At 66.3% G+C, this 12,109-nt stretch carries 11 protein-coding genes, 1 tRNA gene and 2 pseudogenes; 4 read left to right on the plus strand and 10 right to left on the minus strand.

From position 1 onward, the window contains the following. Positions 1-72 precede the first annotated feature (72 nt). Entirely contained in the window at positions 73-981 is a 909-nt protein-coding gene (locus A5758_RS00525) for a transglycosylase SLT domain-containing protein (protein ID WP_067736025.1), read from the minus strand. Positions 982-1,379: 398 nt separating this feature from the next. Here A5758_RS00525 and A5758_RS25560 point away from each other — a divergent pair, with 398 nt between their 5' ends. After that, entirely contained in the window at positions 1,380-1,598 is a 219-nt protein-coding gene (locus A5758_RS25560; protein WP_156622454.1) for a hypothetical protein, read from the plus strand. A 503-nt stretch (positions 1,599-2,101) separates the two neighbouring features. Here A5758_RS25560 and A5758_RS00530 read toward each other — a convergent pair. After that, positions 2,102-2,305, minus strand: coding sequence for a cold-shock protein (locus tag A5758_RS00530; protein WP_067201582.1), 204 nt, complete (start codon positions 2,303-2,305; stop codon positions 2,102-2,104). A 305-nt stretch (positions 2,306-2,610) separates the two neighbouring features. On the opposite strand from A5758_RS00530, the gene A5758_RS00535 reads away from it, so the two are divergent. Continuing rightward, complete coding sequence (locus A5758_RS00535) at positions 2,611-3,396, plus strand: DUF732 domain-containing protein (protein WP_067735107.1); 786 nt, start codon at positions 2,611-2,613, stop codon at positions 3,394-3,396. A 548-nt stretch (positions 3,397-3,944) separates the two neighbouring features. On the opposite strand, the gene A5758_RS00540 is transcribed toward A5758_RS00535, so the two are convergent. Both A5758_RS00540 and A5758_RS00545 read right to left on the minus strand, forming a co-directional pair. Further along, positions 3,945-4,016 (minus strand) — tRNA-Thr (locus tag A5758_RS00540). A gap of 28 nt (positions 4,017-4,044) precedes the next feature. Continuing rightward, entirely contained in the window at positions 4,045-4,761 is a 717-nt protein-coding gene (locus tag A5758_RS00545) for a hypothetical protein (RefSeq protein ID WP_067735110.1), read from the minus strand. A gap of 153 nt (positions 4,762-4,914) precedes the next feature. On the opposite strand from A5758_RS00545, the gene phoP reads away from it, so the two are divergent. Next, positions 4,915-5,634 (plus strand): two-component system response regulator PhoP, encoded by a 720-nt coding sequence (phoP, locus tag A5758_RS00550; RefSeq protein ID WP_067201572.1) that lies wholly within the window; start codon positions 4,915-4,917, stop codon positions 5,632-5,634. Positions 5,635-5,674: 40 nt separating this feature from the next. Next, positions 5,675-7,133 (plus strand): annotated as a pseudogene (locus A5758_RS00555) (sensor histidine kinase). An 85-nt stretch (positions 7,134-7,218) separates the two neighbouring features. Here the strand turns inward: A5758_RS00555 and A5758_RS00560 are convergent. From A5758_RS00560 to A5758_RS00585, 6 genes and pseudogenes are all read right to left on the minus strand, one after another. Next, positions 7,219-7,521 (minus strand): annotated as a pseudogene (locus tag A5758_RS00560) (HIT family protein); the annotation flags it as partial. Positions 7,522-7,558: 37 nt separating this feature from the next. Then, positions 7,559-7,978, minus strand: coding sequence for a ketosteroid isomerase family protein (locus tag A5758_RS00565; protein WP_067201563.1), 420 nt, complete (start codon positions 7,976-7,978; stop codon positions 7,559-7,561). Between the two features lie 17 nt (positions 7,979-7,995). Further along, positions 7,996-10,050: an FAD-dependent oxidoreductase gene (locus A5758_RS00570; protein ID WP_067735116.1), complete on the minus strand. Its 2,055-nt coding sequence runs from the start codon at positions 10,048-10,050 to the stop codon at positions 7,996-7,998. A 27-nt stretch (positions 10,051-10,077) separates the two neighbouring features. Beyond that, a complete protein-coding gene (locus A5758_RS00575; protein WP_067201556.1) occupies positions 10,078-11,205 on the minus strand; it encodes an NDMA-dependent alcohol dehydrogenase in 1,128 nt (375 codons plus the stop codon). 154 nt (positions 11,206-11,359) lie between these two features. After that, positions 11,360-11,899 carry a hypothetical protein gene (locus A5758_RS00580; RefSeq protein WP_067735119.1) on the minus strand — a complete coding sequence of 180 codons (540 nt, stop codon included), beginning with the start codon at positions 11,897-11,899 and terminating at the stop codon, positions 11,360-11,362. Then, positions 11,899-12,108, minus strand: coding sequence for a ferredoxin (locus A5758_RS00585; protein WP_067201549.1), 210 nt, complete (start codon positions 12,106-12,108; stop codon positions 11,899-11,901). The genes A5758_RS00580 and A5758_RS00585 overlap by 1 nt, the downstream gene beginning before the upstream one ends. Position 12,109: the final 1 nt, after the last annotated feature.

Consider the following 12,109-nt stretch of genomic DNA (forward strand, 5'->3'; position numbering starts at 1 on the left):
GGCGGCCGTAAACGGCAGGTTGTGCACAAAATCCCTTGCGGCGCTTCACGGATCACCCGTGCGCACGAGGCCTTACTGCGGGTGGGTCGCCAGGTAGTCCCCGACCGGGATCGGTGACGGCGCCGCGTAACCGACCGGGAGCAACACGTCGCCGGCGGTGGTGACGTAATAGACGTCCCACCGGTAGTAGGTGGGGAACGCGGCCGGGTCGGCTGCGATCAGCGCGGCGTATTGATCGACCGCCTGGACGTATTCGTGTGCGTGGTTGTAGCCGTAAATGGCGCGGTCGGGGTCGCTGGCGAAGCCGTTGGCGGCAAGGAAGCGGCCCGCCGCCATGATGCTGTCGCGCGGCGAATTGATATCGCCGCCCTGGCCGTAGGTGGCGAACGTCGACGGCAAGAATTGCATGGGGCCCTGCGCGCCTGCCGTGCTCGCGCCGTTGATGCTGCCGAACCGGGTCTCGACCAAGTTGATCGCGGCCAGGTAGTTCCAGCCGACGCCGGTCTCCGCTTCCGCCGCGTGGTAGTCATTCGTCAGCTCGTCAGCGGGTACGGGAGGTTCGATCCGCCACGCGGGCAGCGTGTCTTTGGCGGGCGTCATCGCCTGAAGCTGGCGACGGGCATCGAGGTTACGGTCGTAGACGCCGCTTAGCTCCGGCGGGATGCGCGGCCGGGTGATCGAGTCCCATTCAGGGTGCCGCCCAATGGCGCGGTACGCGGCCTGCTCGCGGTGCGCCGCCGCCGTCAGTGCCGGCTCCCCCGTCGACGGTTCACGCAGCGCGCGCTCGTCCGCCACCAAATCGTCGGCCAACTGAGCCGGGTCAGACGCCAGTTGCGGCTGGGCGCCAAGGGGCGGATTCGGTGCTGCGGCAACGGTTCTCGATGCGAGCGGTGCGGCGCCCGCCGTCGCTGCGGTTGAAGCGGTCATCGGCGTTGCATTGGGCTTCACCGTCGGGGACGAACAGCCGACGACTAGGAACATGATCGCGCCGAGAAACACCGGCGCGGTCGCAGCGACTGTCGGGTTACGGCTCACTGGAGTCACTTCCGTCGATTTGCCCGGAATAGTCTTTCGCATCTGACCGCCTGACAGCAATGCCGTGGCCCGTATCGGCGGAGGTAGATCGCCTTAGGTAGTGGCCTCAAGGCATCCCTGAAGTGCGAAATCTCGTTGAGGGTAACCAGCTTCACGCCGAGTGGAAACTGGCGAAATCTCGGGGGGACCGGGAAATCCCCACGAGTTGCGGGTGGCCGCGGCTTATTCCAGACTTGAGAATTACCTTCCCAGCAGAGTGGACAAGCTACATGTGTGACGCCGCGGCTGAACCGACCGAGAGACGGAACGGGATTCGCCGAGCGGCCCCGGCAACGACCAAGTTCATGTCCCGTCTCATTCGTCCGGCGCTGCTTACCGCGGCGGTGACGGCGCTGATCGCTGCGCCCGGTACCCGCCCTCTGCTGCCGCCGGGATGCGCGATCGGTTGGACGATGGTCGGGGGCGTGCTGATTTTCGTGCCGGACTGCACGCACCGGTCACCGGCTCCACCGCCCCCGCCGGACGGACCGCCGCCGGGTCCCGTTCCACCTCCGGCTCAGTAGGCGACGGAGCGCGGTGGGGCGGCGATCTGAAAGTCCGAGGTCGGCGGTCGTCGCGTTCACGCCGCGGGTGGCCGGCCGTCAGCCGGGATCGCGCTCAGACACTCAGGGTTTCGGAGCGGCGGAATCGCTATTGGGGCGGTCGGAGAAAGTCGGAAGTTGCACCGGTTCTGCATCGCGACTGGTAGGTGACACGACCTCGGGCTCGTAGCGGTGCGAAAACAAGTCGGACGATGTCATGGAGCGGGTCCTCAGGTTAGTTCGGCTTCAGCCCGAAAGTAGTTGGCTCGGGCGAAGGGCGATCGATTCATAGATGTGCTCATCTGCACAAAAATTGGCTTGGGGCAGTGCAAACACGAACTGCTCCCACCAATCTACACGCCCGCGATCGCGAAGGGCCGGAAACCACGCCTCTCGTACGCCCCGACAGGAGTAAGCCGCAAACCCCTCAACGTGCTGTGGGCTGGTGGGGAACCCCCACCAGCCCACACGGAGTAGAACTCGCACTAGACGGCGGTCACTCCGACTGCCTGCGGACCCTTGGCCCCCTGCTCGACGCTGAACTCAACTCGCTGGTTTTCCTCCAGCGACTTGTAGCCGTTGCCCTGAATCTCTGAGTAGTGGACGAACACATCTGCTGCGCCGCCGTCCGGAGCGATAAAACCGAAGCCTTTTTCGCTGTTAAACCATTTCACAGTTCCCTGTGTCATACCTTCAACTTCTCTCATTCTGAACGGATGCCGACGGGCATCCCGGGCCAGCGTAGCACGTGCGGTGCGAACAAAGTCTAATCGACTGCGACGGAATACTTTTCATGCCTTTCGAAGGCTGAGGACGGCGAGTCGGTGCTGGAGTCTCCAGGGCCCCGCTGAAGAGCCTGATTGTTCGGGGGCGTTCGCGGCAGCCTCACCACTGCTGCGTGGCCACCCGGGAACGCAACCGTGCGAGTGCGCCGTTACTGGTCGGTATTAACGGGGGCTTGTGACGTTGTCCTGACGCGCTCAAACTGGTTGATATGCGCGACCGCGAGACGATCGATTCGGAATTGCGGCGCATCGCGCTCGGGCGACGAGCGGTCCGAGAGCATGGCGGCGAGCCGTCGTCCCGAGAGGTGGACGAACTGCTCGACGAGCTCCTGGCCCACAGCGCCGGGACGTCTCTCCCCGGTGCGGCGAAAACGTCTGGAACCGAGGTCGTCGCCAGCACCTGGTCGCGGGGCAGCAAAATCGACGCCACGCTTCACCGGCGTAGGGGCGTGCCGCGGCATTTGGGCCTGCTCGCGGCGTTGCCGCTGTCGCTGGTGGCCGTCGCCGCGGCGGTGGTGGTGATGTTTTCGGTCCACCGCCAGGATTCACCGGCGCAGCAAGCGGAAACGCCGCCGTCGGCTGCGCCCGCACCAAAACCTGTTGCGCCGCAAGCACCTACTTCGCGCATCGAGATAGCCGACGCGGCGTTCATCGCCGCGTTGAAGCACGAAGGCGTACCGGTCCCCAGCCGCGAATACGTGATAACCCAGGGTCATGCGGTCTGCGACTTCCTGGTGCGCCAACCCAATTTCGCCGACGCGGTCGAATTCGTGCAGCGATCGTCGATTTGGGACGCCAACCAAAGCACCGAAGTCACCGCGGGCGCCATCGTCGCCTACTGCCCTCAGTCTCAACCTGCCACCCCGGCTGACTTGTCGCCGGCCTACCAGAGTGCTCTCTCCGATCTGCAGGCAATCGAGGGAAAGCTGCAAGGCATCCAAGGGGACCTGCAAGGTATCCACCGAGATCTGGAAGGCGTCCCCGGCCCGCCATAATCGGGGTGGTGGTCGCCTTCGCCCGGCCAGGAAAATTGGCGAGCGGAGCCCCCGAACTCGCCGACTGGTTTTGGGTTGAGTTCGCGTCAATAAGGCTACTTCGGCCTCTTCCGTAGCAACAGGGTCAGGGCTACGATCTCCCTGCACGGAGACATGTGATGCTCAGAATAGCTAACCTTTTGGCACTCATCGGCCCAGCCGTATTCACGCTGGCGGTCACCATGACGTCCCTATCGCCGGCGATAGGCAGGGCCGCTGAATGTGGCGAAGGCACGGTCTACGACGCACCATCCGATACCTGTGTGGTTCTCGCGCAGGCGGCCCAACCAGTAGCGCCGCCACCGGCGGCCCCACCGCCACCGCCTCCGGCAGCTCCACCGCCGCCGCCTCCGCCGCCCGCCTGGGGTGGCTATTACGGCCCCAGGCCATACGTCTCGGCCAGCATCTGCGCGCCGATTCCATTCATCCATATCTGCGCAGGAATCTGACAGCGCCAGACCGGCGGTGATGCCTACCGGCCCAGGTAGACGTCGTACGTTCAGCTAGGGAGCCCCCTGTCAGGATTGAACTGACGACCGCTCGCTTACAAGGCGAGTGCTCTACCACTGAGCTAAGGAGGCGGGATCAAGCCGGTCCAAGCCTAATCGGTCACTCGCCGCCGTCGATGACGCGCGTTGAGCGCACCGCCCGGGACGAAGGGCGCCGCCGGCCCGGCAGCGGGATGCGGTCGGCGATGTTGCTCAGCGGGTTGACCACCATGGTGAGCGCGACGACGGCGTCCTGCAGCGTGCCGATCGCGGGCTCCAGCGCTTCCATCCCGGGCGTCAGTCGCGCCAGAGTGTCGGCGACGTCGGCGAGCTGGTCCAGCGGCCCGTTCCTCGCCGTCAGCTTGTCGACCAGGCCACCCTCGCTGAGCAGCCGGTCGGCCAGCCCATCCTCGGCCAGCAGTCGCTCGATCAACCCGTCCTCGGAGACAAGCTGATCGGCCAGGCCGCCGGGCTGCAGCGTGCGGTGTAGGCCTCCGCCCTCCTCGGTCAGGCGGTCCAGCAGACCGCCGTCCGACGTCAGCATGTCGACCAACCCGCCCGGGCGCAGCAGCCGGTCGATCGGTCCCTCCGGCGCCACGGCCCGTCCCAGAGGCGCGTCGTCGTCCAGTAGCCGGGCGAGCCGGTTGGCGCGAACGATCGCGTCGTCGATTCCCAGCATGGACGTCATGGCGTTCGTTCCGCCGGTCCCACCATCACCCAGCGCCCGTTTCGCCAGACCCACCGCCGCGGTGGCGACGGTCAGGCCAGCGTCCGCGGCGGCGAGCCCGACGCGGGCCGGGGCGGTCGCGGCCAAGACGATCCGTGCGGCGAGGTTCATCCCACGAGTTTATTCGCGACGCGACCCCGTTGACCCGCGCAGGTCCAAGCCGATGTGATGATTCCTGGCAGACTACACTCAGAGGGTTGGCACTGAGCTTTCAGCAACCACACAAGATTCACATAGGAAACGTTCAACAAGAGGCAGAACCTGATGACCGCGGCAACCCCAAGTGAAACGAAACCGGAGGCTCGCGTCCTCGTCGTCGACGACGAGGCCAACATCGTCGAGCTGCTCTCGGTGAGCCTCAAGTTCCAGGGGTTCGAGGTCTACACCGCGACCAACGGCGCCCAAGCCCTGGATCGGGCCCGGGAAGCCCGCCCGGACGCGGTGATCCTGGACGTGATGATGCCCGGCATGGACGGATTCGGGGTGCTGCGGCGTCTGCGTGCCGACGGCATCGACGCCCCGGCGCTGTTCCTGACGGCCCGCGATTCACTGCAGGACAAGATCGCCGGCCTGACCCTGGGCGGCGACGACTACGTGACCAAGCCGTTCAGCCTGGAGGAAGTCGTCGCCCGGCTGCGGGTCATCCTCCGGCGCGCCGGCAAGGGCGGAGCGGAGCCCCGCAGCGCCCGGCTGACCTTCGCCGACATCGAACTCGACGAGGAGACCCACGAGGTGTGGAAGGCCGGCGAACCGGTCTCCCTCTCGCCGACCGAGTTCACGCTGCTGCGTTACTTTGTGATCAACGCGGGCACGGTCTTGAGCAAGCCCAAGATCCTCGACCATGTGTGGCGATATGACTTCGGAGGTGACGTCAATGTCGTCGAGTCCTACGTGTCGTATCTGCGTCGCAAGATCGATACCGGGGAGAAGCGGCTGCTGCATACCCTGCGTGGAGTGGGCTATGTGTTGCGGGAACCACGCTGAGCCCGCGCTCGGTCATCAGCGTTAGCGAAGAATCATTCACATGGCCAAACAGCATCGACGTGGATTGCCGCTCCGGGTAGGGCTGGTCGCCGCCACCTTGGTGCTGGTGGCGTGCGGGCTGGCGGTCTCGGGCATCGCGGTCACGTCGATCCTGCGGCACAGCCTGGTCACCCGGATCGACCAGACGCTGCTAGACGCGTCGCGCGGTTGGGCGCAGAACCCGCGGCGACAGTCAGCGCCACCCTACGAGGGCCCCGACCCCGGCCGGCCACCGTCGAAGTTCTACGTGCGTGGCGTCGGCATCGACGGCACCCCGTTCACCGCCATCAACGACCGCAACTCCGAACCGGCATTGCCGCCCAACAACGACGTCGGCCCCAATCCGACGACGCTGCCGTCGGTCAACGGGTCCGACATCCAGTGGCGCGCGGTGTCGGTGCGCGGCCCGCACGGCCTGACGACCGTGGCGATCGACCTGTCCGATGTCCAGCACACCGTCAGCTCGCTGGTCTGGTTGCAGATCGGCATCGGGGTGGCGGTGCTGGTCGTGGTCGGCATCGCGGGCTTCGCGGTCGTGCAGCGCAGCCTGCGGCCGCTGTCCGAGGTCGAACAAACTGCCGCGGCGATAGCCGCCGGCCAGCTGGATCGCCGTGTCCCGGAACGTGATCCACGCACCGAGGTCGGCCGGCTGTCCCTCGCCCTCAACGGAATGCTTGCGCAGATCCAGGAAGCGCTCGCGTCCTCGGAGTCGTCGGCCGAGAAGGCCCGCGGTTCCGAGGAGCGGATGCGGCGGTTCATCACCGACGCCAGCCACGAGCTGCGCACCCCGCTGACGACCATCCGGGGCTTCGCGGAGTTGTATCGGCAGGGCGCCGCGCGCGACGTCGCCATGCTGTTGTCGCGCATCGAAAGCGAAGCCAGCCGGATGGGGCTGCTGGTCGACGACTTGTTGCTGTTGGCCCGCCTGGATGTGCAGCGACCGCTCGAGCACAACCGGGTCGACCTGCTGGCGCTGGCCAGCGACGCCGTGCACGACGCGCAGGCGATGGACCCCAAACGCACCATTGCGATGGAAGTGCTCGACGGCCCTGGCACCCCGGAGGTGCTCGGAGACGAACCGCGGATCCGGCAGGTGCTGAGCAACCTGGTCGCGAATGCCTTGCAGCACACCCCCGAGCGCGCCGACGTCACCGTCCGGGTCGGCACCGAGGGGGACGACGCCGTGCTCGAAGTGGCCGACAAGGGTCCCGGCATGACCGAGCAGGACGCGTCGCGCGTGTTCGAACGCTTCTATCGCACCGACTCGTCGCGGGCACGTGCCAGCGGCGGTACCGGACTGGGGCTATCGATCGTCGACTCGCTGGTGCGTGCGCATGGCGGCGCCGTCACGGTGACGACCGCGCCCGGGGAGGGCTGCTGTTTCCGCGTCACGCTGCCGCGCGTCAGCGAAGTGCCGGCGCAGGAACCGGTTCACGCCAATTGAGCCAGGGCGGCCTTGATTTTGGCCTGCGCCTCGTCCAGGGACTCCGGTGACGGGTTGCGGTCGACGTTGGCGAAACCGAAGTCGCTCAGGCGGCGGGTGGGGAACACGTGCACATGTAGATGAGGCACCTCCAGCCCGGCGATGATCACCCCCGCCCGCTCAGTCTTGAAGGCCTTGCACACGGCCTTGCCGATGAGCTGACTCACGCTCATGATCCGGGCGAACGTCGCGCCGTCGACGTCCTGCCACTGATCGATTTCGGCCCGCGGCACCACCAACGTGTGCCCTTGGGTCATGGGCTCGATCGTCAAGAACGCGACGACGTCGTCGTCCTCGTAGACGAAGCGGCCGGGAAGTTCACGGTTGATGATCTTGGTGAAGATCGACGCCATGGCCCCAAGCATAGGGGCGACAAGGTTTTCGCCTCGGGCCGCGCCCGCGTCAGTCCTCCTGGCCGAACTCCATGACGTCGAGGTTCCAGTAGCCCCGCATGTTGGTGATCAGTCCCGCTTCGTTGACCTTGTAGGTGAACACGCCACGCACCTTACTGGTCATGCCGCCCTCAAACTTGCTCTGCAGCACCAGAATATGAGCGATTTCGTCGGGTGAGCTCGACGGGAAAGTCTCCTCGCAAGTGATAGTCAGCTGGTTCTTGGCGATGTTGTTGTCGAAGAACTCGCCGACGGCTGCCTTGCCGCGCACGCCGGTGCCGTCGGGGTTGGTGACGGACTTGCCGATCGGGTCCTCGATGACCACATCGTCGGTCATCAGCGCCAGCCAGCCGTCCCGATCTTTGGCTTGTGCGCAGCGCCATGAGGACTGCGACGCGGTCAGTGCCGGGGATTGGGCGGTTTGCGTCATGGTTATCTCTCCTGTCACTAGATTGCGCACGCGGCGCGCGCGCCTTCCTCGGTGGCCTTGCGGATCAGCCCGAGCCCGGTGCAGTCGCCGGCGGCGTGCACCTGGACGCCGGGCAGGGCGGCGACCAGCGCGTCGAACATCGTGGCGTCGGGTTCGACCGTGCCGGCCAGCACGACGCTGTCGGCCTCCAGCTGCCGGGCGGTGCCACCGGCCGGGGTGAACACCACCGCTTCGGTGGTGATCCGATCCACGGTGGCCCGCACATGCACGGTGACGCCCAGCCGGTCGAGGCGATCCATGTGTTCAGTCTTGCGTTTGTTGCCCACCTCCGGGGCGATGCTTTTTCCGGATTCGAGTATCGACACCAGCCGGCCCCGGCTCGCCAGGAATTCGGCCAGTTCAAGAGCGACCAGGTCACCGCCGATGATGGCGACCCGACGTCCGACCGGCATCCAGGCGCGGCTGACCATCCGGACCGCGGCAGGCCGCACCAGCCGCTGCCGCCACCCGCCCAGCGCGGAAGCCCCCAGCCGTTGCCAGGCCGGTGCGCCGGATTCGGCTCGCCCACCCAGCAATTCGCGCAACCCGGGCCCGGTGTGTACGTGCGGTAGATCGGATCCGGGGATCGCCGGCACGGTGACCCTGCCGCCGGTCGCCACCACCACCGCATCCGGGCCGGCATCGACGACGTCTTGAGACGAAACCGATTGACCCAGGCGGACTTCCACGCTGCTGAGCTTGATCTCCTCGCGCAGGTAGCGCAGGAAAGGCTCATTCTCCGGATGCAGAACCGCCGCCCAGCGCAGCGCGCCGCCCAACGCGGCGCTGCGTTCGAAAAGCGTGACGCGGTGTCCCCGTTCGGCGGCCACCCGGGCGGCCTCAAGCCCGGCGGGCCCGCCGCCGATCACCACCACGCGCTTGGTGCGCGCGGCGGGAGTCGCCGCCATTTCGCGCTCCTTGCCAGTGCGTGGATTGACGGCGCAGTCGACAGAGAAGCGCAGTTCCATTGCATCGATGCAGTTTTCACAGGAGATGCACTTGCGAATCCGGTGTGCCTGCCCGTCGTGCAGTTTGCGCGGCAGCTCGGGGTCGGCCAGCAGCGGGCGGCCCATCGCGATGAAATCGGCGCGTCCGTCGGCCAGAATCCGTTCCGCCCGCGCCGGATCGTGGATGCGGCCGACGGCGATCACGGGCACGTCGACCACCTGCTTGACCGCGGCCGCGGCCCCGACGTTGAGCCCGTCGCCGTCGTCGGCACCGTTGACCATCCCGGTCACCAACCGGTCGATCACCCCACCGCTGACGTGGAACGCGTTGACACCCGCGGCCACGAATTCCGGCGCCAGCTGCGCGGTCTCGAAGATCGGCCGGCCACCCGCGACCCGTTCGTAGCCCGAGATGCGCAGCGTGATCGGCAGGGCGTCACCGATCTCGGAACGGATCGCGGCCAGCGCATCGAGGACCACCCGCGCCCGGCCGCGCACCGAATCACCGCGATAGTCATCGGTGCGGCGATTGCGTTGCGGCGCAAGGAAGGAGCCCAGCAGCATGTAGCCGTGCGCGGCGTGCAGCTCGATGCCGTCATACCCGGCTTCGACGGCACGCCGCGCCGCGGCCTTGAACAAATCGAACACTCCGCACAGCTGCTGCTTGCTGATCTCGACCGACGGGCGCCCGGTGAGGTAGGAGGGAATCACCGACGGGCCCAATGACGTGACACCGAAGATCTCGGGCCCCAGGCCATCGGGGCCGGCATGCACGATTTGTGGCTGGATCTTGGCCCCGTGCTCGTGCACCACCTCCACGAGCGCCCGATGCGCGTCGACCGATTCGTCGGTGGCCAGGTGCAACCCGCCGGGAGTCTCCGGGTGCTGGTGGTCGATCCCGGTGGCGCCCAGCGTGATCAGGCCGACGCCGCCCTTGGCGCGTGCGGCGAAGTAGTCGCGGGTGCGCTCGGACGGCAGCCCATCAGGCGTGCCGTACATGGTCTCCATCGGAGACATGACCACGCGGTTGCGCACCGTCATGGCGCCGATCTGTCCCGGCGCCAGCAGATGCCCGAACCCCGTCACTCGGGACCCAGTCGGTTGGGGCGGCAGTTACCTGTCGGCGTCCGTGTACCGGATGACGCCGCGAATATTCTTGCCGCTCAGCATGTCCTGGTAGCCCTCGTTGATCTGCTCCAGGCGGTACTGGGTGGTGACCATGTCGTCCAGGTTCAGCTTGCCGGCCTTGTACATCGACAGCAGCTGCGGGATGTCGTACTGCGGGTTGCCGCCGCCGAAGATGGTGCCCTGCAGGTTCTTCTGCATCAGGGTGAGCATCGCCAGGTTGAGGTTGACGTTGGTGTCCAGCAGGCTGCCGATGGCGGTCAGCACGCAGGTGCCGCCCTTTTGGGTGATGTTGAGGTAGTTGTCGACGTCGGCGCCGTGCAGCTCCCCGACCGTGACCACGACCTTGTGGGCCATCAGCCCGTAAGTGACCTCCATGATGCCCATCAGCGCCGCGTTGATGTCGGGATAGACGTGGGTCGCACCGAACTTCAGCGCCTGGTCGCGCTTCCATTCGACCGGGTCGATCGCGAAGATGTAGCGTGCGCCGGCGTTGACGGCGCCCTGCAGCGCTGCCATGCCAACCCCGCCGACACCGACGATGGCGACGTCCTGGCCCGGCCGGATGTCGGCGGTGCGGACCGCCGAGCCGTACCCGGTGGTGACGCCGCAGCCGACCAAGGCGGCAACCTCGAAGGGGACCGACGGGTCGATCTTCACCACGGAGCTGCGGTGGACCACCATGTACGGCGAGAACGTGCCCAGCAGCGTCATGGGGAAGACGTTCTGACCTTTTGCCTGGATGCGGAACGTGCCGTCGGAGACCGCGGCACCGCCGAGCAGTCCGGCCCCCAGGTCGCACAGGTTGCGCATGCCGGCCTGACACGTCGGGCACTGCCCGCAGGACGGGATGAAGGACAGCACCACGTGGTCGCCGGGGGCGATGTCTTCGACGCCCGGACCGACCTCGGTGACGATGCCGGCACCCTCATGCCCGCCGAGCACCGGGAAACCGGCCATCGGGATTCCGCCGGTGACGAGGTGATGATCGGAGTGGCACATGCCGGCCGCTTCCATCTGGATCTTGACCTCATGCGCTTGCGGGTCGCCGATCTCGATTTCCTCGATGGACCAGGGCTGGTTGAACTCCCAGATCAGTGCGCCTTTTGTCTTCACGATGGTCCTGACCCCATTTCGCCTTTGAATCGATCAGAGCTGGCCGGCCCCTTCATGCCGGACAACTTGGTGACGGGCGCCACAGGCACCCTTGTCGCGTCAGCATAGCGCGTGCAACAAATCAAATGCTTGGTTGGTCCGCCACTGGCTCCGGTCACCAGATCGGCACCGGTGCCTGGCCGAGCGGGTAGTAGCCCGGCAGCTTCTCGCCGGCGATGCTGCGCTCGATCCGCTTCTGCATGCCGGAGCTGAGGTCGCCGGATTCGATGAGTTTGCCGAACATGTACGCGACATGACCGAAGTCGAAGAAGTCCCGCTGCCACTCGATGAGGTTCTCGGCGTTGAGGCGGAACCAACTGCCGCCGATGCCGTAGATCTCGTCCTGGGTGCCGTCGGACTTGTTGACGATCTGCTTCCAGAAGCCGACGATCTCGCCCTGCTTCTCGTCGATGAGCACCTTCTGGTAGTCGTACACCCAGTTCTCCAGGCCCTCCATCTCCAGGCCGAGGGCGATGTCGCGGATCTCGTCGATGCCGACGCACATCACGTCTTCCTTGGGGCCGATGTTCCAGCCGTAGGTGGCGTCCTGGGTGTAGAAGTCCGCTAACGGCCGCCAGTCACCGGCCTTCTCGCAGTCCTTGTTGGCCTGCAGCCAGCGGTCGACCCATGCCTCGAGTTCCTCGCGTGACGCCATTATTGGTCTTCTTTCTCTCTGATGAACAGTGCATGCGTTGGGCACAAATCGACCGCGCGCTCGACTTCGTCGCGGGCGTCTTCGGGCGGTTCGGGGTCGACGATTTCGACCTTGCCCCGCTTGGGCACCCGGAAGTAGTCCGGCGCCTCCAGTTCGCACATGGCATGGCCCTGACACAAATCCAGATCGGCTTCGATCCTGAATCCCATG

The sequence above is a fragment of the Mycobacterium sp. 852014-50255_SCH5639931 genome (genome assembly GCF_001665605.1).
GTDB classification, from domain to species: Bacteria; Actinomycetota; Actinomycetes; order Mycobacteriales; family Mycobacteriaceae; genus Mycobacterium; species Mycobacterium paraffinicum.

What these genes read in the sequence shown, in the direction of transcription:
- A5758_RS00545 (WP_067735110.1), bottom strand. Translation starts at nt 4,761, where the DNA reads ATGAACCTCGCCGCACGGATCGTCTTGGCCGCGACCGCCCCGGCCCGC.
- A5758_RS25560 (WP_156622454.1), top strand. Translation starts at nt 1,380, where the DNA reads ATGTCCCGTCTCATTCGTCCGGCGCTGCTTACCGCGGCGGTGACGGCG.
- A5758_RS00565 (WP_067201563.1), bottom strand. Translation starts at nt 7,978, where the DNA reads ATGACGCAAACCGCCCAATCCCCGGCACTGACCGCGTCGCAGTCCTCA.
- A5758_RS00530 (WP_067201582.1), bottom strand. Translation starts at nt 2,305, where the DNA reads ATGACACAGGGAACTGTGAAATGGTTTAACAGCGAAAAAGGCTTCGGT.
- A5758_RS00525 (WP_067736025.1), bottom strand. Translation starts at nt 981, where the DNA reads ATGTTCCTAGTCGTCGGCTGTTCGTCCCCGACGGTGAAGCCCAATGCA.
- A5758_RS00535 (WP_067735107.1), top strand. Translation starts at nt 2,611, where the DNA reads ATGCGCGACCGCGAGACGATCGATTCGGAATTGCGGCGCATCGCGCTC.
- A5758_RS00585 (WP_067201549.1), bottom strand. Translation starts at nt 12,108, where the DNA reads ATGGGATTCAGGATCGAAGCCGATCTGGATTTGTGTCAGGGCCATGCC.
- A5758_RS00580 (WP_067735119.1), bottom strand. Translation starts at nt 11,899, where the DNA reads ATGGCGTCACGCGAGGAACTCGAGGCATGGGTCGACCGCTGGCTGCAG.
- phoP (WP_067201572.1), top strand. Translation starts at nt 4,915, where the DNA reads ATGACCGCGGCAACCCCAAGTGAAACGAAACCGGAGGCTCGCGTCCTC.